This is a genomic window from Prevotella sp. E15-22, from assembly GCF_023204875.1.
GTDB lineage: Bacteria > Bacteroidota > Bacteroidia > Bacteroidales > Bacteroidaceae > Prevotella.
Map to the genome: position 1 here is coordinate 2,041,740 of NZ_CP096247.1, position 23,421 is coordinate 2,065,160.

Annotated in this window: 18 protein-coding genes; 4 read left to right on the forward strand and 14 right to left on the reverse strand. The window is 49.0% G+C overall.

The window, feature by feature from the left end; genetic code table 11:
• Nucleotides 1–276: 276 nt before the first annotated feature.
• From rplT to infC, 3 genes are all read right to left on the reverse strand, one after another.
• Entirely contained in the window at nt 277–621 is a 345-nt protein-coding gene (gene rplT / locus M1D30_RS08375; protein ID WP_248502910.1) for a 50S ribosomal protein L20, read from the reverse strand.
• A 36-nt stretch (nt 622–657) separates the two neighbouring features.
• Nucleotides 658–855: a 50S ribosomal protein L35 gene (rpmI, locus tag M1D30_RS08380; RefSeq protein WP_091816336.1), complete on the reverse strand. Its 198-nt coding sequence runs from the start codon at nt 853–855 to the stop codon at nt 658–660.
• 81 nt (nt 856–936) lie between these two features.
• A complete protein-coding gene (gene infC, locus M1D30_RS08385; protein ID WP_248502913.1) occupies nt 937–1,629 on the reverse strand; it encodes a translation initiation factor IF-3 in 693 nt (230 codons plus the stop codon).
• 129 nt (nt 1,630–1,758) lie between these two features.
• On the opposite strand from infC, the gene aroB reads away from it, so the two are divergent.
• Entirely contained in the window at nt 1,759–2,811 is a 1,053-nt protein-coding gene (gene aroB, locus M1D30_RS08390) for a 3-dehydroquinate synthase (RefSeq protein ID WP_248502915.1), read from the forward strand.
• Here the strand turns inward: aroB and M1D30_RS08395 are convergent.
• Genes M1D30_RS08395 through greA form a run of 4 tightly spaced genes read right to left on the reverse strand, consistent with a single transcriptional unit; the run spans nt 2,785 to nt 6,099 of the window.
• Complete coding sequence (locus M1D30_RS08395; RefSeq protein WP_248502917.1) at nt 2,785–3,753, reverse strand: AMP-binding protein; 969 nt, start codon at nt 3,751–3,753, stop codon at nt 2,785–2,787. The two genes, aroB and M1D30_RS08395, sit on opposite strands and share 27 nt — an antisense overlap.
• Complete coding sequence (locus M1D30_RS08400) at nt 3,732–4,757, reverse strand: o-succinylbenzoate synthase (protein ID WP_248502920.1); 1,026 nt, start codon at nt 4,755–4,757, stop codon at nt 3,732–3,734. The genes M1D30_RS08395 and M1D30_RS08400 overlap by 22 nt, the downstream gene beginning before the upstream one ends.
• A complete protein-coding gene (menB, locus tag M1D30_RS08405; RefSeq protein WP_248502922.1) occupies nt 4,754–5,611 on the reverse strand; it encodes a 1,4-dihydroxy-2-naphthoyl-CoA synthase in 858 nt (285 codons plus the stop codon). The genes M1D30_RS08400 and menB overlap by 4 nt, the downstream gene beginning before the upstream one ends.
• A gap of 23 nt (nt 5,612–5,634) precedes the next feature.
• A complete protein-coding gene (gene greA / locus M1D30_RS08410) occupies nt 5,635–6,099 on the reverse strand; it encodes a transcription elongation factor GreA (protein ID WP_248502924.1) in 465 nt (154 codons plus the stop codon).
• 112 nt (nt 6,100–6,211) lie between these two features.
• On the opposite strand from greA, the gene M1D30_RS08415 reads away from it, so the two are divergent.
• On the forward strand, nt 6,212–7,900 hold the full coding sequence (locus tag M1D30_RS08415; RefSeq protein ID WP_248507788.1) for a nucleoside kinase: 1,689 nt from the start codon (nt 6,212–6,214) through the stop codon (nt 7,898–7,900).
• Here M1D30_RS08415 and menD read toward each other — a convergent pair.
• Genes menD through M1D30_RS08435 form a run of 4 tightly spaced genes read right to left on the reverse strand, consistent with a single transcriptional unit; the run spans nt 7,886 to nt 11,922 of the window.
• Complete coding sequence (gene menD / locus M1D30_RS08420; protein ID WP_248502926.1) at nt 7,886–9,418, reverse strand: 2-succinyl-5-enolpyruvyl-6-hydroxy-3-cyclohexene-1-carboxylate synthase; 1,533 nt, start codon at nt 9,416–9,418, stop codon at nt 7,886–7,888. The two genes, M1D30_RS08415 and menD, sit on opposite strands and share 15 nt — an antisense overlap.
• 34 nt (nt 9,419–9,452) lie before the next feature.
• Nucleotides 9,453–10,538 (reverse strand): isochorismate synthase, encoded by a 1,086-nt coding sequence (locus tag M1D30_RS08425; protein ID WP_248502928.1) that lies wholly within the window; start codon nt 10,536–10,538, stop codon nt 9,453–9,455.
• Nucleotides 10,535–10,945 (reverse strand): PaaI family thioesterase, encoded by a 411-nt coding sequence (locus M1D30_RS08430; protein WP_248502930.1) that lies wholly within the window; start codon nt 10,943–10,945, stop codon nt 10,535–10,537. The genes M1D30_RS08425 and M1D30_RS08430 overlap by 4 nt, the downstream gene beginning before the upstream one ends.
• An 8-nt stretch (nt 10,946–10,953) precedes the next feature.
• Nucleotides 10,954–11,922, reverse strand: a complete 969-nt coding sequence (locus tag M1D30_RS08435) for an ROK family protein (RefSeq protein WP_248502932.1) — start codon at nt 11,920–11,922, stop codon at nt 10,954–10,956.
• Nucleotides 11,923–12,082: 160 nt separating this feature from the next.
• On the opposite strand from M1D30_RS08435, the gene M1D30_RS08440 reads away from it, so the two are divergent.
• Both M1D30_RS08440 and M1D30_RS08445 read left to right on the forward strand, forming a co-directional pair.
• On the forward strand, nt 12,083–13,084 hold the full coding sequence (locus M1D30_RS08440) for a carbohydrate-binding domain-containing protein (RefSeq protein ID WP_248502934.1): 1,002 nt from the start codon (nt 12,083–12,085) through the stop codon (nt 13,082–13,084).
• 15 nt (nt 13,085–13,099) lie between these two features.
• Nucleotides 13,100–15,118: a cytochrome c biogenesis protein CcdA gene (locus M1D30_RS08445; protein WP_371874057.1), complete on the forward strand. Its 2,019-nt coding sequence runs from the start codon at nt 13,100–13,102 to the stop codon at nt 15,116–15,118.
• Nucleotides 15,119–15,172: 54 nt separating this feature from the next.
• Here M1D30_RS08445 and M1D30_RS08450 read toward each other — a convergent pair whose 3' ends face one another.
• From M1D30_RS08450 to M1D30_RS08460, 3 genes are read right to left on the reverse strand one after another with little or no spacing between them, the layout of a single operon-like run.
• Complete coding sequence (locus M1D30_RS08450) at nt 15,173–18,127, reverse strand: sugar-binding domain-containing protein (RefSeq protein ID WP_248502936.1); 2,955 nt, start codon at nt 18,125–18,127, stop codon at nt 15,173–15,175.
• Between the two features lie 4 nt (nt 18,128–18,131).
• Complete coding sequence (locus M1D30_RS08455) at nt 18,132–20,147, reverse strand: beta-galactosidase (protein ID WP_248502938.1); 2,016 nt, start codon at nt 20,145–20,147, stop codon at nt 18,132–18,134.
• A 37-nt stretch (nt 20,148–20,184) separates the two neighbouring features.
• Nucleotides 20,185–23,415, reverse strand: coding sequence for a DUF5107 domain-containing protein (locus M1D30_RS08460; RefSeq protein ID WP_248502940.1), 3,231 nt, complete (start codon nt 23,413–23,415; stop codon nt 20,185–20,187).
• Nucleotides 23,416–23,421 lie beyond the last annotated feature (6 nt).

Consider the following 23,421-nt stretch of genomic DNA (forward strand, 5'->3'; position numbering starts at 1 on the left):
AGGCCATTAAAAATGACACATTTCTACGTTTCTTTCAATTTGAGTTGCAAAAGTAATACATTTTTTTATAAATTCAACTTTTTTTTATTAAAAAACGCATTTAAAACGCATTTTTTTTACTTTTATCAACGAAATAGCAACAAAATCACACCAAATCGGCTATTTTTGCAACAATTATGCAGAAATGACCTAAAGAAAACGACATGGTTGTCACAAACAAAAAAAAAGAGAATGTACTTGCATACATTCTCCTTAAATCATTCTAAATAGAATCTTTTACTTTACCTTCTCAACGATAGCCTTGAAAGCCTCGGGGTTGTTCAGAGCGAGGTCAGCGAGCACCTTACGGTTAATCTCGATACCAGCCTTTGACAGAGCACCCATCAGCTTAGAATAGCTCATACCCTCCAGACGAGCGGCAGCGTTGATACGCTGAATCCACAGTGCGCGGAAGTTACGCTTCTTATTACGACGATCGCGATAAGCGTAGGTCAGACCCTTCTCCCAGGTATTCTTCGCTACTGTCCAAACATTCTTGCGGGCACCAAAGTAACCGCGAGTAAGTTTCAGGATTCTCTTACGTTTTGCTCTTGATGCAACGTGATTTACTGATCTTGGCATAGTTTCTTTACTTTAAATGTTAGACAATAGGGTTAATTAACGGAGACACAACAGGTCACGAACCTGCTTCATATTGGTCTGATCAACGATTGTTGAACCAACCAAGTTACGCTTCTGCTTCTTAGTCTTCTTAGTCAGAATGTGACTGTGGTAAGCGTGGTGTCTCTTAACCTTACCTGTACCGGTGAATGAGAATCTCTTCTTGGCACCGGAATTTGTCTTTACTTTTGGCATTGTTTTTAAAATTTAAAATTGTTATTAATAATCGGCAGCTACGCATATACCGGGCGCGCCACCTTCTTTTTCTTTTTATTATTACTCGTCAGTCTCAGTCAACTTTTTCAGTGCATCGGCACTAATCTTGGCATTTGCAAACAACCCACCATTTGCGGGTGTTTCCACATCAACCTCTGCCTGAGATTTCTGGCTCTTCTGTTCTGCTTCAATAGCTTCACGGTCACGAGCCTGCTGACTCTTCTTTGCCACACCAGCTTTCTTAGGAGCCAGATAAAGGAACATCTTCTTTCCTTCAAGGCTTGGCATTGACTCAACCTTACCAACTTCTTCCAAGTCGTTTGCGAAACGCAGCAACAGCACCTCGCCTTGTTCCTTAAACAGGATGCTTCGACCACGGAAGAACACATACGCACGAACCTTATTACCTTCCTCAAGGAATTCCTTTGCGTGCTTCAGTTTAAACTGATAGTCATGCTCATCGGTCTGAGGTCCGAAACGAATTTCCTTCACCTCCACCTTCACCTGCTTGGCTTTCATTTCCTTTGCACGTTTCTTCTGCTGGTAGAGGAACTTAGAGTAGTCAATGAGACGACACACAGGAGGATTAGCATTAGGCGAAATCTCCACAAGGTCAACACCCTGCTGACGAGCCATATCCAATGCTTCTCTTGTAGGCATCACCGTGGATCCGCTCTCGCCTACAATGCGGACCTCTCGTACACGAATCTGTTCGTTAACGCGGTATTGGTTCTGTTTCTTGTCTGTCTTCATTAAGCTATTTTAAGCAAATCGGCTGCAAAGGTACAACAAATCAGCGAAATAGCAAAACTTTTTGACCTATTTTTTTCCATTATATAAAAAAAAGGTGTACCTTTGCACATACAAAACGAGACATTAACAATGGAGAAGCAGAAAGTCATCATCAGCGAGGCACTAGAGTCAGAGCTCAGTAAGGCCATTGCCATGTGCAGCAAAGATCGTCTATTCATTTTAACAGACGAGACCACCGAGCAATTATGCCTGCCCGTTATCAAGAACTATAGCGCCATCAAGGATGCCGAGATTATTACCATCGAAGCCGGCGACACACACAAAGATCTCGAGTCTATTAGTCATGTATGGGGCGAACTGCAACGAAAGGGTGCCACCCGTCACTCACTCATGATTAATTTAGGCGGTGGCATGGTCACTGACTTAGGTGGTTTTGCAGCCTCAACCTTCAAGCGTGGCATCTCCTTTATCAACATTCCCACTACCCTACTCTCAATGGTTGATGCATCCGTAGGTGGCAAAACGGGTATCAACTTCGGTGGGTTAAAGAATGAGATTGGCGTCTTTAACAATGCAAACTGCGTGATTCTCGACACCATTTTTCTCCAGACGCTTGACGAAGAGAACATACTCTCTGGCTATGCAGAGATGCTAAAGCATGGTCTCATTTCAACAGAATCACATTGGGCCGAGTTGATGAACTTTGACATTGACAAGCCTGACTTCAAAGAATTGGGACAGTTAGTAGCAAAAAGCGTGCAGGTAAAAGAACATATTGTTACTGAGGATCCAACAGAGAAGGGCATTCGAAAGGCATTAAACCTTGGACACACCGTAGGACACGCTTTCGAATCGCTAGCCCTGCAACGCAAGCCTGTCCTTCATGGTTATGCAGTGGCATGGGGATTAATCTGTGAACTTTATCTGAGTGTGGCAAAAACAGGATTCCCTGTTGACAAGATGCGACAGATGACGCGCTATATCTTTGAGCGTTATGGAAGAATGCCCATTACATGCGACGATTACCCCACGCTTTTGGAATTGATGACACACGACAAAAAGAACACAGGCAATGCCATCAATTTCACGTTACTTGGCGGCATTGGAGATATCCGCATTAACCAAACAGCAACAAAAGAAGAGATAGAAGAAGCATTAGATTTCTATCGCGAGGGTTGCTAAGCGCTCCGCTTCCCTACGAGCAGGCTTTCCCGTTTCTGTCATCGGCAAAGAATCAACATGCAAATAGCTACGCGGCTGCCAGTATTTTGGTAATACCCGTTGACAGACATCTCGCACAAAACACATATCATTCGATTCGGTGAGCAAGACAACTTGTTCACCAAATTTTTTGTCTGCCCGCTTCGTAATCACGAATGCCGTTGAGATATGAGGCCGTAGTATCCTTTCCACCTCCTCTATTTGGATTTTAATACCACCAGAACAAATAACATTATCCTTACGTCCAAGGATACGGAACCCTTTATCCGACAGCTCTGCTATATCGTTGGTTACCAATGGCCCATCATGTACTGCAGGTGCATCAATAACAAGACACCCATCTTCCGTTAGCGAAAGCATTACACCCTCAAAAGGCATGTACCATTCACTCGCTTCATCCCCATTCAGTCGACGCAAAGCGACATGCGAAAGAGTCTCCGTCATGCCATACGTGCTCCACACAGCATTTGGAAATGATCTTAGTTTTTCCGCCAACTCATCATCGATTGCGCCACCCCCAATAATCAAATGTCGTATAGCCATCAGTCGACGACGTCCATCCTCAGTTAGCAGAAGATTATACACCTGCATTGGTACCATTGCCGCAAAATTAATATCGCCATCCCACGAAGGACATCCACAAGGTGCAATGCTCACCAGACGTAATCCACGAACCAACGAGCGAACAACCATCATCTTACCAGCGATATAATCGAGCGACATACAAAGCAACGCCGTATCACCAGGCTTCAGTCCTAAGAAATCACACGTGATACGCGCCGAAGCCTCCATGCGCCGTTTTTCCACAAGCATCGGCTTTGGTTTTCCCGTAGAGCCACTGGTGTGTACCAGCACCGTAGGACTATCACTATGCCACTCGGCTAAGAATTCCTCGAGATCCATAGCTTATCCCCCCTAATCTCCAGCGGCATAGGAATATTATCTGTAAAAAGCTGACCAGTTCCCAAGCCCTGAGGAAAAGTAATCTCATCACCATATACCTCGCTACAGAACTGTGCAATGGCATTCAATCCTACATTACTCTCCAAGGCAGAGGTAATCCAAGAACCGATACCCTCCTCACGAGCAATATCGATCCATTCCCGACAGCCCATCATTCCACCATGCAAAGAAGGCTTCAACACAATATAAGCCGGCTTGATGATACGCAACATCTGGCGTTTAATCTCAGGATCGTTTACTCCAATAAGTTCCTCATCAAGTGCAATAGACAATGGAGCGTCACGACAGAGTTCTGCCATCTTAGCCCACTGCTTTTGCTTAATTGGCTGTTCTATGCTATGAATAGCATACTGCGACAACAACTCCAAGCGATAGAGCGCATCCTCAGGTTTAAAGCCGCCATTTGCATCGAGTCTCAACTCCACCTCATGGTGCGAGAAACGTTCACGAATACGCTTCACCAAGTCAAACTCATGCTCAAAGTCAATGGCACCCACTTTCAGCTTTACGCAATGGAAGCCCTGTGCCAGTTTATCCTCCATGCGCTGAAGCATCTCTTCATAAGATCCCATCCACACCAATCCATTGATAGGAATACCTTGAACGCCATGTGCAAAAGGTGTATCAAACAGAAGACAGCCTCGACGCAGGTTCAGCATAGCCGTCTCAAGTCCAAAGAGCATCGATGGGTAGTCGCGCAAATCCTCATAAGGAATCTCACCCGTCTGCTCCACCTGACGACAGAAATCACCCAACACCTTATTATATATATAAGGCTCCAAGGCATCACAACTCAGGTCAGGCAACGGGGCACACTCACCCATTCCGACAGAAGAGCCATCGGACATGCGAACCAGCCATATACGACGTTCCGTATAGACACCACGGCTTGTGCCTGCAGGTTGCTTAAAATGGAGTACACGCTCCTCGACGTCTATCTTCATGGAATCTTAGGATACTGATCGAAATTAGGCTTACGCTTTTCAAGGAATGCCTTACCGCCCTCTTGCGCTTCGTCCAAGAAGTAATAAAGCATGGTGCAATCGCCAGCCAGTTGCTGAATACCTGCCTGTCCGTCAAGCTCTGCATTCAGTCCAGCCTTGATCATACGCAGTGCTATAGGCGAACGCTCCATCATCGTTTCCGCCCAGTTCACACACTCATCCTCCAGTTGTTCAATAGGCACCACCTTATTCACCATGCCCATCTCCTCGGCCTCCTTAGCAGAGTACTGTCGACACATGAACCAGATTTCGCGCGCCTTCTTCTGTCCCACGATGCGAGCCAGATACGAAGAGCCGAAGCCTGCATCAAACGAACCTACTTTAGGTCCCGTTTGTCCAAAGATGGCATTCTCAGAAGCAATGGTCAGGTCACATACAAGATGAAGCACATGACCACCACCAATGGCATAACCGTTCACCATGGCAATAACAGGCTTAGGCAGACGACGAATCTGCATCTGTACATCAAGCACAGATAGACGAGGCACGCCCTCATCATCAATATAGCCACCACGCCCCTTCACATGCATATCGCCACCAGAACAGAAAGCATGCTTCACATCAGCCAGTGTTTTTCCCTCAGGCACTTCACTCATAGCGCCCGTCAGCAGCACCACACGAATGCGCTGCAACTCACGACACATAGCAAAAGCCTGACTCAGTTCCAGCGTTGTCTTTGGCGTAAAAGCATTGCGGTAGCGCGAGCGATTGATGGTTATCTTCGCAATACCATTATACTCTTCGAAGAGGATCTCCTCGAACTTACGAATCTCTTTCCATTCTCTTTGTGCCATATCTTTATTCTTTCTTTATTTCATTACAACGTGATACCCTCAATGCGCAACTTCATCAGACCCGCAGGTACGCGCACCTCCACCACATCACCAACACCCTTGCCCAGCAAAGCCTGAGCAATGGGCGACTTAATAGAGATTTTCCCTTCACGGAGGTTTGCCTCATGAGGACTTACGATGGTGTAAGACATGCGACTATTCGTATTCATGTTCGTCATTTCCACCTTACACAACAGGCCCACACTACCATCACCAAGCAGAGACTTATTGATGACACGTGCATTTTCCAGGACCCTTTGACGAAAACGTATCTGACTCAGCAAGCGTCCCTGTTCACGCTTAGCCGCATGATATTCAAAGTTCTCACTGAGGTCACCTTTGTCGCGAGCCTCAGCTATTGCATCTCTCACCTGTGGCAGTTCCACCGTTTCCAGGTGATGAAGTTCAGCCACGAGCTTGTCGTAGCCTTCTTGTGACATATATTCCATAACGTATCTTATATGCTGTTTTAAAGACGATGCAAAATTAGCAAAAAAAAAGCAATTCCAACTACATATTTGGAAGATTCGCAGAAAGTTTGTATCTTTGCACCAAAATCTTATCTACGCTATGCTTCAAATACGCTGCAAGAACAACAACGTCACAAAGAGTTTCCCCGAGGGAACCTCGTTGCTCGACGTTTATCAGGAGTTTGCCGATGAAATCAAACTGCCCTTCCCCGTCGTTTCCGCAAAAGTTAACAACGCCTCACAAGGACTAAAATTCCGTCTCTATCAAAATCGCGACGTTGAGTTTTTGGATGCTCGCGAAGGCAGTGGTCATCGTGTGTATGTACGTTCATTGAGTTTTGTGCTCTATAAAGCGACACAAGACCTTTTTCCTGGCTCAAAACTCTTTATTGAGCATTCACTCTGCAGGGGCTACTATTGTAACTTCAAGAAGAAAGATGGTAGTCCACTGACCGATGATGACGTAGAACAGATTAAGCTACGCATGCAGGAAATCATTGACATGGACATGCCCTTCCGTCGTACGGAAGCCACCAACGAGGAAGCTATTCGCGTGTTTGCCGATCGAGGATTCTCTGACAAAGTAAAACTCCTGGAGACCAGCGGCCATATCTACTCCGACTATTACACACTGGGCGACACCGTAGACTATTACTATGGTCCCTTGGTGCCTTCAGCTGGTTATCTGAAGATATGGGGATTAGAGCGCTATGAAGAAGGTTTGCTGCTACGCGTTCCTGATTGGAACAATCCAAACCAGTTGGCCGAGAAAGTAGACCAGCCCAAAACCTTCGAGATGTTTGCTGAGAAGACACGCTGGGACATCATCATGCGACTGAGCAATGCTGGCGATGTGAACAAAGCCATTATGCGTGGCCACGCCTCGGAATTGATTCAAGTGTCTGAAGCCCTGCAAGAAAAGAAGATTGTTAAGATTGCTGAAGAGATTGAACGTCGGTTCCATCGTGAGAAGGACCCTGTAAAACTTGTACTCATCACAGGTCCTTCATCGTCGGGCAAGACCACTTTTTGTAAGCGTCTGAGCATTCAACTACTGGCTTGTGGCCTGCGCCCTGTATCATTCTCAACAGACGATTACTTTGTAAATCGCGTTGATACGCCCAAACTACCCAATGGCGATTACGATTTCGACAATATTGAGACCGTAGAGTATTCATTGTTGGAGGACCATCTACTGCGACTGATGCAAGGCGAGCGCGTAGAGATTCCTGAGTATAACTTTGTCACAGGCAAACGCGAATGGAATGGCAAGAAACTCAAGCTATCTAACGATACCGTACTGATTATTGAGGGTATCCACGCGTTGAACCCACTGCTCACAAAGAAGATTCCCGATGCCTTAAAGTATAAGATCTATATCTCGGCTCTTACCAGTATCTCGTTGGACGACCACAACTGGATACCCGTACGTGACAACCGTTTGCTGCGTCGCATCATCCGTGATTACAACAAAGGTGCGTTTACTGCCCAGGAAACCATTGCCCAATGGAAAAATGTGTGTGAAGCAGAAGACAAATGGATATTCCCCTTCCAGGAAAGTGCCGATGTGATGTTCAACTCAGCCCTCAACATTGAATTTGCCGTACTGCGCATCCACGCCGAACTCATCCTGGCTTCCGTTCCCAAGAACTGCCCTGAGTATGCCGAGGCCCATCGTCTGATGAAGTTCATTCACTTCTTCCTGCCCGTCAGCGACAAGGAGATTCCTCCCACATCTATCATGCGTGAGTTTGTGGGCGGCTCATCATTTAAATATTGATAGACAATCCCTATAAGTCTGTTCATCAGCAGGCGCATCAGTGAGCACTTCCAACAACAGGGGGTGCTCACTTTTTGTTGCAAGGAGCCAGTCAACACCCTGTTGCATCTGTTCCATATTCGTCGCCCGACGATAAACAACATGATTCTGTTGGCAGATGCCTTCAGCAGTTGTCTGATGTGTTGCAGCCACATACTTATCACGTGCAGCACTCTGTTCCAGACCAGGCAGCATGTCAAAGATACCACCTTTACCATTGTTCATGAGTAGGATGCGCAAGTTTCCACGCAGATTCTGATTCCACAAAGCGTTCTGATCGTAAAAGAAGCTCAGGTCGCCAATGACACAGAACACATTGTCATCCGTCACACACGAGAAACCAGCAACCGTTGACAGCGAACCCTCAATACCATTCACGCCACGATTACAGTAAACAGGCGTCTTAGAATAAGTATTGGCCAAACGAATAGCCATGCTGTTAGCATAATGCACGATGTTCGTTCCACGTTTCTGCTCAAAGTATTTCACGACAGCAGACTGTGAGTAAGAAGGTTCGTAGGCCTCCACCTTCTCACGTATCTGAGACAACAGCACTTCCCATTTCTGAACGAAAGGATGCGGCATCTCCTCTAGATTAGAACGAATCAGATCCGCCACCACCTCAGGATTGCCCTGAACGACATGCGTCAAGTTCATAAACGTATCTGTCACCTCACCCTCACGGTTCACCACCCACGTTTCCTTAGCTTTACGCAGGAAACGCTTCAGTCGCTTACTCACAATAGAGCCACCCATATACAATACAAAGTCGGGCACGTAATCAGCATCGTCACCTATCTGTACGACAGCCTCGTCCATCAGCGCGTTCATGGGTTGTCCAGCAATAAGCATAGGTCGCTTGGCCTGCATGAACATACGACACACGTGCGACATGGTGATATTAGAGGCATCAGCCGGAGTAAAATCAATCTTACGTTCTGCAGGTAGCTCTGTCACTGAGAATGCAAACAAAGGCTCCGTAATAGGCACATTGATATGTACAGGTCCATGTCGTTCAATCAGCGCCTCGTTAATCAGTCGGTTACAATACCAACGTTCCTCCTCATCATGAGGCTCTGGCAGGGAAACAGCCTTACGCACAAAGCGACCAAGCGCATCAGGTTGTGGCAGGGTTTGCCCATCAAGCTGATCTATCCACAGTTGCGGACGATCGGCACTGACCACCACCACAGGCTGATGCTGATAGTATGCCTCAGCCACAGCGGGATAAAGATTCAGCAATGCAGTGCCACTGGTGACACAAACCACCACAGGCTCCTTCAAAGCCTGCGCCATACCCAGCGCATAGAAACCCGCCGAGCGTTCGTCTGTCACAGAATAGCACTGAATATCCGGGCACTCGTTCAGATTATGAACGATGGCAGCATTCCTACTGCCAGGACACACCACTGCATGATGAATGCCATGAGCCACTAACAAGCTCGTCAGTATGTTTACATTCTGCTTATTGCTATACATGAGTATGTTCTTATGTTATTCCGTCAATGATAAGTTAATCTGCCAGCACCCGTCGCATCGTTTCCAGTTTAGCCTCCGTCTCCTGCCATTCCTGTTCCTCAACGCTATCTTTCAGCAGTCCACCGCCAGCATACAACCTATACTGACTGTCTGTTATCTGCATACAGCGCAGAGACACATACAGATGAGTGGCCGACGACATGTTCAGAGGTCCCATAAAACCGCTGTAATACTGGCGAGGCGTATGCTCGTTCTCGAGAATAAACTGATAGGTAGTCTGCTTGGGGAGGCCGCAGACAGCTGGTGTAGGATGCAATTGCAACAAGACATCGCCCACCCCTGCACCCTCCGAGAGGCCAAAAGTAAAGTCACTGCGCAGATGTACCAGATTGGCCGCACGCACTGTGCGAGGACCTTCCTCACGGATATTCGTGGCAAACTGCTCCAGACAGTTCATCAGATAGGTGGCCACATAGCGCTGCTCCTGGATATTCTTCGTGCTCCAGGTAGCGTGCTCACCCTCGCCATTCAGGTCTTCATCCTTCAACTTCATGGTGCCTGCCAGCGCAATGGTACGCCATTGGTTGCCAACGCCCTCAAGCAGTATCTCAGGTGTTGCCGTCAGCCAACAGCCACTCTGTTCCGTACAAACCAACGATATAAACATTCGAGGATAGAGTTGACAGGCCTTGCAAAACAATTCCAAAGGATGGTCTTCACCATCTCGCGGCGTCACAGAGCATCGGCTTAGCACAATCTTCTGAAAACTCTCATCCTTCAGCCGAGCATGAAAACGAGCAAAATCCTCCGCATATGCCGAACGTTCCTCGTAAGTATGCCATTTCCTACCCATAAGTATGGCATTTACCATCTGTAAGTATGGCATTTGCGAGTTACAAATGACATCCTTAGCCTCAGTAACATCCGAGAACGACTTAACGACATCCGGCTTAATCAACAAGAGAGGCTCTTCCGAAGAAACGAAAAAAGGAGCCAACACAAAGCCCGACCGTCCGTTAAGCTCGTTGATAGACGGCAGTTTCAACGGCTCGCCCTCATTCTGTGCCACCAGCGTCACCTGCTTTTCGTGTGGCAATCTATACAGAGCGAATCCTGTCATTTCTGTTTGATGATATAGTTTGTGACACGCACATTAGAAATCAAATCACCTGCAGTATCCTTGATATCCACATTCCAAACGTGGAGTGTGGAGCCTCGATGCAGCATACGGGCATATGCCGTCACAGTGTCACCCTCGACCACAGCCTTTACATGACTTCCGCTCACCTCGATGCCCACGCATGCACAACCAGGACACAGGGCCGACGAACCCACACCAGCCACATTCTCGGCCAATGCCAATGAGGCGCCGCCACTCAGGAAGCCAAAAGGCTGGCGATTACGCTCGTCTACTTTCATACAAGCCATACAAGTATCGTCCTCGGGAGTGGAGATAAACTCCATCCCGAGGGCGGTACTCAGATTTGGCTTTGATTCTATAATCTGTTTTATTCTGTCTACGTTCATTCTTTTTGTTAGATAAACAACGAATATTCCTTCACGTTCCAAGCCAAGGCGCTGGCACCCAGCACATCGCGTTCTGACTCATTCAGATTCGAAGTCAGGAACTTCACCTTACCCTTCACGTTATGGAACACATGCTCCTCAAATGAAGCTTGAGCCGGTTCAATCAACCACTTACCAGCATGAGCAATACCACCAGCTAGAATAATCGCTTCAGGATTCAGAACTGATGCATAGTTGGCCAATCCAACACCCAACATCTCGCCTGTACGACGGAAGGTCTCAATAGCCAGTTCATCACCCTTCTCGCAACATTCAAACACATCCTTAGGTGTTTTAATCACCATTTCGCGCATCAGAGAAGGACGCGAATCTGTTTCCAGCAACTCCTGTGCTGTCATGACAATACCACGAGAGCCTGTGTAAGTCTCCAGACAGCCTGCCATACCACAGCCACACACACGCCCATTAGGAACGATACAGGTATGACCTATCTCGCCAGCGAATCCTTCTGCGCCCAGATACGCCTTGCCATTAGTAAAGATACAGCTTCCCACACCATGTCCCAGGTTGATATACAGGAAGTCCTTCAGGCCATGTGCACTACCAAAGACATATTCGCCCAAGGCTCTCACATGGGCATCATTGCCCAATGCCACAGCCAGACCCAGTCTGTCGCGCAGCATCGCAGCCATAGGAATCTGTCCCTTCCAACTCATATTGGGAGAGTGTTCAATACACCCAGACTTGAAATTACCACTAGGTAAGCTGATGCCTACAGAACGAATGGATTCATATCCACCGTTGGCCTCAACTAATTCTATAATGCGGTCACTCAAAAACGTAATAAAGTCGTTCGCATTAGGAAAGTCAGTAGTAGGAAAACTGTTCTTCGCAATAATGTTACCACGCACATCAACGATGGCATAGACTGTTTCGTCGATACTCGTACCGACACCAACGACTCGGGTTTTTATCACATTTTGTATCATAGATTAAATTCCTAAAGACAGGGCAAAAATAGTAAATAATTTGTTAAAACCAAAGGATTCTTTGATTTTTTTTATTCATTTCAACATTTATTTCTTAATTTTGTGGCCGAAAAAGTGAATTTCAACCAATTTAACAGGACAATTAGATATGAGAAAGCTTTTCGTGAGCATCATTGCCTGCATTGCAGGAACCCTTTCCATGAGTGCCGTAGAGGACAACACCGTGGAGATTGTTTTCAATGGCAATACGGCTTCCGTCACCATTGCAAACAACATCAGTAGCTTTGTGACAAACCTTAGCAACGGCAGCTCGCACGTCAAACTGGTGCAGAGTGAGAGTTTCAATGGCGTTGATGCCAATGCCGACAATGAGGACGGCGAGATTATCTATGTCCTCTCGGGCAACACCAGCGACGGAGAGTTCTTCCTGGAGGGTGCGTTCAAGTGCAGTCTGGAACTCGCAGGCGTATCCATCACCAACCCCAGCGGCCCAGCCATCAATATTCAGAACGGCAAACGCATCTCGGTCAGTGTGAAGAAAGGCACCACCAGCAACTTGACTGACGGTGCCAATGCTGACTATAACGGAGCTTTCCACAGCAAAGGACACACCAAGTTTAAGGGCAAGGGTACGCTAAACATTGCTGGAAACAGTAAGCATGGCATCTATAGCAAGGAATATCTGGAGATTAAGAACTGCAATATCAACATCACCAAGGCTGTCAAAGACGGCATCCACTGCAAAGAGTATTTCCTCATGGAGAGTGGTAACGTGAGCATTAGTGGTGTGGGCGACGACGGCATACAAACGGAGTTGAGCGGCACAGCCTCAACAGGCGCCATGCCCAACCACGAGGACGAGGACAGTGGCAACTTCTACATGCTCGACGGCGTTCTGACAATCAGCAACTACGAGGGTAAGGCCATCACTGCCGACGGCACCATCACCTATAATGGAGGTACGCAGAACTTCGACACAAGCGACACCAAGATACTGGCTGGCATTCAGGATATAAGCGCCTCACAGTCGGCAAGGATTATCGATGGCATCTACGACCTTCAGGGCCGCCGACTCAGTGCTATCCCCCAGCACAGATGTATCTATATCATCGTAGAAAACGGACAAGCAAAAAAAGTTATACGCAAATAATACTAAACTATCACTGTGAAACGTATTTTTCTTCTCATCACTGCTGCCATCATCACCTTGGCAGCAAAGGCCCAAATGGCCGATCCTGTACATTTTAGTAGCGAACTCAAGATGCTGTCAGGCAATGAAGCCGAGATTATCTTCAAAGCCGTCATTGATCCAGGCTGGCACGTCTATTCCACCGATCTTGGTAACGACGGTCCTGTAGAGGCAACCTTCAATATTGACAAGATGGAGGGTGCCGAGCGCGTGGGCAAGTTGAAGCCCATTGGCAAGGAAATCAAGAAATTCGACCCTCTGTTTGGCATGGAGCTGCGCTATTTTGAAAAGACTGCCACGTTTAAACAGAAGATTCGCTTCACGCAGAAGCACTACAATATCGACGCCTATCTGGAGTATGGTGCCTGCAACGATGAGAGTTGCATGCCGCCCACACAGGTCACCTTCCGCAAAAGCGGCAATATTGAACTGAAGGACGCCGCCGTTGAGAACGCACCCAAGGAATTGGAAGCGACTCCAGCTGAGGAAGTACAAGACACGACGACAACCGATACCGTGGCCGTAGTAGCAACAGCCGATGTGCCTGGCAACGCCGACCTTTGGCAGCCCGTTATCAACGAGTTACAGAACATGGGCGAAAACGATGGCATTGCAGGCAAGTCGCTGCTCTATATCCTGCTCATGGGCTTTGTTGGTGGTCTGCTGGCCGTCTGCATGCCCTGCATCTGGCCCATCATTCCCATGACAGTAAGCTTCTTCCTAAAGCGTTCTAAGGACGACAAAGGAAAGGGTATTCGCGATGCGTTCACCTATGGCATCAGCATCATTGTTATCTATCTGGCCCTGGGTCTCTGCGTCACAGGACTCTTTGGAAGCGACACGCTCAATGCCATGTCTACCAATGCCGTGTTCAACATCTTCCTGTTCCTGCTGCTCGTGGTCTTCGCCCTGTCGTTCTTCGGCTGGTTCGAGATTAAGTTGCCTGAGAGTTGGGCCAACAGTGTTGACACCAAGGCATCGGCCACCAGCGGACTCATCAGCATTTTCCTCATGGCCTTCACATTGGTACTGGTATCATTCTCATGCACAGCACCCATCATCGGTCTGTTGCTCGTTGAGACAACCACCAGCGGCAACTGGCTGGCACCAGCACTCGGCATGCTGGGCTTTGCCGTGGCTCTTGCCCTTCCCTTCACCCTCTTTGCCCTCTTCCCCTCTTGGCTTAAGCAGGCTCCGAAGTCGGGCTCATGGATGAACACCATCAAGGTGGTGCTGGGCTTTGTCGAGTTAGCCTTCGCCCTGAAGTTCTTCTCTGTGGCCGACCTGGCCTATGGCTGGCATCTGCTCGACCGTGAGGTATTCCTGTCGCTCTGGATCGTCATCTTCGCACTGCTGGGCGCTTATCTCTGTGGCTGGCTGAAATTCCCTTCCGACGAGATGAATGGCGAGAGCAAACCCATGCCTGTGGTCTGCATCATGGGCGGACTCGTTTCTCTGGCGTTCGCAGTCTATATGATTCCTGGTTTGTGGGGCGCTCCCTGCAAGGCTGTCAGTGCCTTCGCACCTCCTATGAACACACAGGACTTCAACCTGAACACCAAGACCGTTGAAGCCCGTTTTACTGACTACGAGTTGGGCATGGCCGCCGCCAAGGCCGAAGGCAAGCCCGTATTGGTCGACTTCACAGGCTTTGGCTGTGTGAACTGCCGTAAGATGGAGGCCTCAGTATGGACCGACCCACAGGTGGCCGACCTTATCACCAAGGACTATGTGCTTATCTCACTCTACGTTGACGACAAGACACCACTCGCAGAGCCATTGACTGTCACTGACGAAAAAGGAGAGACCAAGACGCTCCGTACTGTTGGAGCCAAGTGGAGCTATCTGCAGAGTCATAAGTTTGGCGCCAACGCACAGCCCTACTACGTCATCCTCGACAACAACGGCAAGCCTCTCTGTGGCAGTCATGCCTACAAGGAAGATGTTCCTGAGTACGTACAGTTCCTGCAAGAAGGACTGAGTCGTTACGAGTAAGCAATATCACAACACGAGTAACCATAAAAAAAAGTGAGCTGCATTGTTTGTAGCTCACTTTATTTTTGGTTTCAACTCATCAGGCGAGTCGTTCGTAAACATGTTCACCTGTGGCGCCTGCTTCTCGTAGAAATCGCGGATGGTCTGAACATCGAGCACCAGCGATGGATTAAAGTCGCCACTCTTCATATAATCAAGAATCGCCTTGCGCATCTGACGAGCCACGATGCGATGCTCCAGATCGCTATTGATGTCCATGGTGGTCATCAGCAGTTTTCCTTTCAATACCCTGGCCTCAATAAGCATACCCAGCTTCCTGCTGACATGCCACGTGTCTATAGGCTGGATGGGCGACTGATAGTCTTTGGGCAGTTCCATCAGGTTCATCACCTGCGCCTTGTTCAGCAGTTCCCACCAGTTCAGGTTACTCCAATCGTCGGTAGGAAAATCGTACTTAAACAAAGGATGCTTACTGTCGATATAAGCACCAGTGGTATGAGGCGGACGCATCTTAAACCATGACGTATTCCAGAACACAGGCAGATAATGCTGCACCACATCGTTGCCCAGCGTCACCTTTCCTGCCGCCGTCAATAGCACAGTGCCTCCTTTTCTTAACGCTTTCAAGCATTTTTCATCGAGCGAATCAGACACAACTATCTGGGTTTCAGCAAGCAACGAGCCACTCGTAGATTCCAAAGAATCTGGATAAACCCAGAAATCCCAATGGTTCATAATCGCATTTTCCAGTTGCACGTCAAGGGTCAACTTCGTTGGTTTATTCACACCACCAAGTGGGAAATTAATTCCTTTTGCCAAAGCATTCTTTCCAACAAACACAGTATCAATCTTCATATCGCCCGATGTAAGAACACGAAGCGAGTCGTCCGAAATTTGATAATGAAGATTGACAGAAGAGAAGCGTCCATAGAATGCATTATAGATATCCAGCGGCACATCAAGCGTTTCATTATTCGTATAAACAAACTTGGGGAAACGCGCCAACACCACCACCGAATTACAGAACTCACGCCAATCGCGAGCCGTGCAATAGCCCTTCTCACGCCAATGCACGTTCAGCGGTCCAACCAAGGCCGTGCCCTGTCCACTATAATCATTCAGTCCCAGCAACTGAAAACCAGCATAGTCCTTTGTGCGCAGGTTGCGCTCAATCTCATATTTATAGCAAAGCGTCTGCAGTTTACCACTGGCCATCAGGAATTTTTCAGCCATCTGCTCCATGCCATTGTCACGCAACAGATCGCGAAATATCTCAAAGTTGCGAGGCTTGTAAACACCCGTATACTGCGACATCTCCTTGAAATCAGGGAAAGCACACCATTGTCCCTGCTCATGCGCTATGATGGGCGACAGATTATCATCCGTTCCTTTATAGTTGCGAGGACGCAGGATGCCAGCCAAATAATCATCCGTCGACTGAGGCGCACGACTGTCCCAGTCCAACCCACGGGCGCCACCCTTCACATGATACTCCGACCCATTGTCCCAGGCCCATCCGCCACCAACAGAGGCGCCACAATACACCTTCGAATCGTCGTACTTATGCATCTGCTTCACCCAGTCGTTACAGTAAGTCACCCAGTCGCCTGCAGGTTCATTACCTGCCGCCATCATCACAAACGAGGGATGATGCCCATATTCATCAACGATGCGTTTCGACTCCTCCAGCAGATACTGGTCAATCTTCTGACCACGACGCAACCTCACGCCATGATTAGGCCACGACGGGCCCTCAGGCTGAAGATAGATACCTACACGGTCGGCAGCAGCAAAGGCAGCCTCTGGTGGACAATAACTATGGAAGCGCACATGGTTCAACCCATATTCCTTGCATTTCTTGAACAGATACAGCCATTCCTCCTCATCAGTAGGCGGAAAGCCAGTCTCAGGAAAGCAACAGTTCTCCACTGTGCCACGCAAGAACAAGGGACGCTGGTTAATAAACATCTGGCGATCTCTGATGCTGATCTCCCTGAAACCTACGAGCGTCTCCACCACATCCTCGCCAGCCTCAATAGTCAGTCGATAGAGGTTCGGATGAAACTCGTCCCACATTCCAATATCCGTATAGATAGGAAGTTCGGCCGTAATCTCATTCCCCACTGCATCCATCGAGCAGCCACCAATCACCTTTCCAGCTTTAGGACCAAACGCATATCTCAGCGTCAGGTTCACCACATACTGATACTGGGGCATCAGTTGCAGCCCATCCGTATGGTTTTCCAACAGCACCTTTATCCTACCCACCTTTTGCCATTTCGTTCCTCCAGGAACCAATCGGCCATTCTTATACGCATCAGGCAGGGCTACCTTGACACTGTCCACCTTCACGCGGATACCCTTCACATTCAGTTTCTTCCATTGCGCCTGCAGTTCCATTCTGCCAGCAATACCATTCCAGTTGCCCTGCGTCTGGTCGGTCACGCTGTGCGAGTCTTGTCCCACACACACGTTCTCTATACCGTTATACACACAGATCACAATCTCGTTGCGTGCACCCTTCTTGATATACTTTGTCACATCATAGCGATGAGGCACCGACAGCGACATCTGATGACCCACCTCATGCCCATTCACATAGACCGTTGTCTCAATATGTGGACGCTCCAGGAACAGCGTGATGCGCTGATCTTTCCAGTCCTGCGGCACATACACCGTACGCCTGTACCATGCCTTTCCCACATAGTGTTTCTCTGGCGTCAGGAAGAAAGGAAACTTCATCTGTCCCTTCTGCCTGTAGGGCTCCATATAAGGATTAAAGTAATACGACGAATCATAGAGCGAGCCCGTCCACTGCGTGTGGATATCCACATCATAGCCCTTGTCGTTGGTCAGCATCGAGCCAGGCAGCATCACATAGTCAGTATAACGTGCCGAGTCGCCCATGGCAAAGTCCCACAAGCCTGCCAAGTTAATGATTTGCTGAGCATTCACTTGAGCCGCAGTCACCAGCCAGCAGCCAACCAAGATAGCAAAGATTCGTTTCATATTTTTAGTCCGTGATATAATGTACTTCAATTCTTTCCACGCCCTCGCCAAGCGTCTTGTCAGCCTCTTTCGGCAGATAGACAGGCATATCCTTCTGCATAGGCAGTATACGCAGCTCCAGTTCCTTGGTGCCCTCAGGCAGTCGCCACAAGCCATACAAGAACGGACGGCCATACTGAAAATGGTCGGCCACGAGTTTTCCATTGGCATAAAGGCGTGCACAGTCACCCTTATAATAGAACCTCATCAATGGTTCTTTAGCATTGGCGGGCAGTTCTGGGAGCGTTATCCGATAGACGGCAGCCTGTTCGAAGTCGTCATCAGAAGGCTCCTCCGCCACGCGCTGCGCCCCCATCGTTATCTTTCTGAGTAGTCCTGCCTCCTTCACCTTACGAATCGTGGCCAAGTCCACCATCACCGTCGACTCAGGCTGCAAGAACAAATGCTCAGCCTCCTCTCTACTCAACAGATAGAGATTGCCATAGACAGGCCTTTCCTCTCCACGTGCTTTCACGTTCCTCAACACCTTACCGTTCTGCATACAGATGGTCGTTGAGATGCCAGGAATCTGCATCAGATAGATTTTACCATCGCGCTTAGCCACCAGCTGCGCCGTGGCGTATCTGATGCCGTCCACGTTGATGGGGAATACAGCCATACATCCACTGGGAATGGTGAACTTAGGCAGCTTAACGCCACAAGTCTCCAACTGCACATGCCCCTTCGCCGAAAGCTTTTGCAGTCGCTCGTAGTTGTTCACGAAGATAAAGCCACTGTTGCCCTTCGAGCGCACAGCCCAGCGCAGACAGCTGTCATCACCTTTCTTCACGTCCTGTGGTGCAGGGAACGACGCTTCCATCTCGGCCAGTGTCTCGCCCCAGTCCTGCATAAACAGATGCAATGGGCGTAGCATATAGTAATGCGCATTCTTCTGACCAAACTCGCCCAAGGGTGCCTGGAAATCGTAGTTCTTCACAGGCATATCGTTGTAGTTCGTGCCCCTGGTGCGCTGGTTCTCGTTCAGGTAGGTCTTGCCCTCAGGGTTTGTGCCACCATGATACATATAATAGCCCAGCAGGTTCGAGCCAGAGCCCAGTTTCACCAGCGCCATCGAATAGGCATCCTCAGCATAGACATACGGTCTGCGATGATAGGCCTGCATCATGCCGCCACCCAGTTCGCAAGTGAAATAGGGATAAGCCTCGTCGCCGTCGTTCATCTTGGCCTCCTGCTTTCCCAATTGCTCTGTGGCAATGGCCGTCGACGAGCGGAAAGTCTTGAAGTTGAAAGCCTTATAGTAGTTGCCGTCAGTCTCGCCCAGCGTACGGTCCCAGAACCCATCGGCATAGTCGCCATACAAGGGAATCATCTCGCCGAAGGGCACAGGCGTAGCCAACTCAGGCCAGCCAGTGCGCGTATAGAACGGCAGGTCGAATCCAATCTTCTGCGCCATGCGTTTCAGTTCCATCAGATACTCGCCACGTCCACGATACTCATTGTCAAACTGAGCAGCGATAAGTGGGCCGCCGTCCTTCCATTGAAGGCCCTGTACCTGTGTAAAAATCTGGCGATAGAGCTTTACCACATACCCCATAAACACAGGATTCCTGTCGCGCATCTTACAGCCCTTGTCAAACATCCAGTCGGGAATGCCGCCATTGCGCACCTCGCCATGACAGAACGGCCCCATGCGCAGAATCACAGGCATATTCTCCTCCTTGCAAATCTCCAGAAAGTGGCGCAGGTTGCGCTGACCGTCCCAGCGGAAGATGCCCTCTTCCTCCTCCACATGATTCCAGAACACGTAGGTGGCAATCATCGTCACCCCACCCTCTTTCATCTTCTTCACCTCCTGGCGCCATTCGCCTTCAGGAATACGACTATAGTGCACCTCGCCCATCACAGGCACCACACGATGGCCGTCGATGATCAGGCTGTGACGATCCCACCTTACTTCATGTTGAGCCATAGCGACACCACACGCCAGCAGCATGGCGCACAGCAATATCGTCTTTTTCATGTTCATTTGCATGTTAATATGTCGACAAAGATACAAACTATTTTTCATTTTCCATCATCACAAACGAGTAAAATGCTTGAATACCAACATGATTAATGTCCAAGCTCTTTGCTTCCGACAGATAACGCATTGCTTTCTCCTTGTCGCCCAGGCCATAATAGCCTAAGGCCAGCATATACAGACAGTGAATGCGATTCTGCTCGTCGAGATCACCATCCCATATCATCAAGTCGGGCAACGACACAGCAAAATAATCCATCGTGACATGGTCGAACAAATGCTGTTTGCCATAGTTCACCAGCTTATAGAACAGTCCACGTGCCTTGTCCTCCTGTCCCAGTTTTCGATAGCACTGTGCAGCATAGAAAATCTTGTCTGGCTTTGCATCGTTGTAATACATCGCAGCCACAGGTTCCGTAGGCCCAACGGTTCCCTCTTCATAACGTCCAAGGAAATACAGGAAGTCATTATCCTGAGCACCATAGAGTTTTCCCTCACCAAGATGCGACGGCAGTACCAGACACTCCTCCAGCAACTGTCTGGCTCTTTCGTTCTCGCCATGGGCAAGTGCCTGCTTGGCAAGTTCCACACGGCACAACTGATATTGCCCACTCACCTTACCTTCACCACCTTCCCACGGATGAAACTGGTGCGCATCAAGCTTGTGCATAGCCTCCTCATGGCGTCCCAACTGATTAAGAAGGGTTATCTCCTCCAGCACCAGATCATCACGCTGGGCAACCAACTGCGGATACTTCTGCAGGCAATCCAGGCGCTGCTGGTGTGGTTTCTGCATGCGCTTGTAGAGTTGATCGAGTTCCATCAGCACGCGCGCGTCTGTCTCGTCCAGATGGAAAGCCTTCTCCATATATGCCACGGCCTCCTCCTTACGATTCTGCTTGTTAAAGCGGGCCAGTGCCAGATTACGCCAAACCGTAGGGAACTGTGGGTCGAGTTTTGCTGATAGTTCCCAGTTCTCGATGGCCACATCATACTGGCGCTTGTCATAGTACAGGCATCCCAGATAATAGGGTGCCTTCGCACCTGTGGGATTCTGCTGTTTTGCCTTTTCCAAAACCACCACAGCCTCCAGGCGGTTGGGGAAGCAGAGGTATGGCGACACAGCCTCTGCACGTTCGTAGTCACCCATGTAATAATAACTCATTGGGCTCACTGCGTCTTCACGCTCTGCTATTTTCCATATGGCCTTGGCGTCTTCACGCAAACCTGCCTGTTCATATTCCAATGCCAGCTCCTCGTAGTTCTCGCTACTCTTGCGCATCAATGCTGTCAGCGTATCCTCGCCTGTCAGCAAATACTTCTCATAGCGACAGCCATAGTTAAAATGGTCTATTGCAAGACTCACTTCTATCCACTCCTGCGCCTCTGTCTTACGACCCATTTTTCTGAGCACCACGGCTTTCAATGCCCGTGCCTGATGATTGCAGGCGTTAAAAATCAGACTCCTATTCAACTCGTCCAGTGCATCGTCATAGTGGCCTTGCGCCACACTGATTCTGGCTGCCTCAAAATAGCCGGCATCAGCCCACGCCTTGTTCCAGGTCGACTTCCAGAAATAGTCATAAGCCTCCTCCCAACGACCCTGACACTTCAACGCAAGGGCAAGGTTAAAGATGGCCTCACCATCGTAGGGGTTGGGATTTCTCTTCTGCCATATCTTCACAGCCTTGCGCAGATAGGTCTCAGCCTTGTCAAAACGTCCACGACGCAGGTACCACAATCCCGTCTGATTCAGACAGCGCACATCATTGGGATCGCGGCGCAGGGCCTCTTCATAATAATCCAAAGCACTCCAGGTGGCATGGCGATATTGCTCCAGGTGCAGACCCGTCAGATAGAGCTGGTCGTTTGTTTTCGTATCCTGAGGCGACAGAGCAGCCTCTGCGGCATCAGGTATCGGACGAATCTCATCCGACTCTGCCTGCCAATGCAAGTCGCCAACAGATAACAGTAAGTTATTCATTCCCAGGTTATTACACGTAACCATCTCAACAAACACCTCTTCAGGCGAAAGCGTTACCTCCTGATCGAAGTAAGTCTCTCCGTTCTTGTTCCTGAGCCACACGCGTGCCGACTGCTTCGACGTGGCCAGCACCTTAAAACACACGCCTGTCTCCGTCTCCTCGATATTCACAACGAAGTCCTTCGAGGCCTGTTTCACAATACCAATCTCGCGATAAGGCATGAAATACTGCGTAAAATGTTTTTCCTCATAGGGCATCAGCCAGGTGAAGTCGGGCTGGTTTTCCGTATACACGCCAGCCATCAACTCGATATAGGGACGGAAGCCTGTACGAATAGAACCTTCTGGCAGTCCATCGTTCTCTGTGGCCTCGTCTGTCAGATTCCTGTCCCATGCTCGTCCAAAGTCACCATTTCCCCATGTCCACTGCTTCTTGCCTGGCGATAAATGATGACTGGCCACGTGCAGCATGCCTCCCTTTGTATCATTCTCATAGCCGCCCTCGAAGTTATATTTCGAGTTCACTGCCATATAACTCGTTGGCACCTTGATATTCTTATAGTTCGAGATGTCCACACCAGCCGAATAGTCCATCTTATAGTATGTACCTGTGGCAATGGGGAAACTCGACACAGCACGTTTTCCATGGTCAAACACGGCATTAACATCAGGTGGGAACACACTCTGATAATCGTCGTTCACCTCCACGGCAGGATTGGCCCACCAAAGGAACGTCTGCGGCAGTGGCGTGCGATTGCTCACACGACCCCGAATCTCCAGATAGGCGCAACCAGGACGCAGTGTAAAGCCTGCCATGCCCTTCTGGTGGAACATGCGCTCCATTTCGTTCACCCATACCGTCACACTGCCGTCCTCGTTCTCCACGATGTCGCAGTCCACAGGCAGATAGGTCGACGGACGATGGTGCTGTGGCCAGTTGAACTCAATACCGCCACTGATCCAGGGGCCTGCCAAACCCACCAGAGCAGGTTTGATGACGTGGTTATAATACACAAAATGACGCTTCTTTATCTTGTCGTAGGCCATCTGGATGCGACCACCCAGTTCAGGCATCACCATCACCTTGATATAGTCGTTCTCCATGAACACCACGTTCCAGTCGTGTGGTGTGGGCTCATTGGCTATCGACTCGATGACGGGATAGGGATACACCACCCCACTCGAGCCTTGATACACGCGTTTTTCCAGGAATATCGGATTCTTCTCAGCCCTTCCTATCTCGTAGGTAGGAATGGTCACGGTTTCTCTCCAAGCTTTAATCATTGTAGT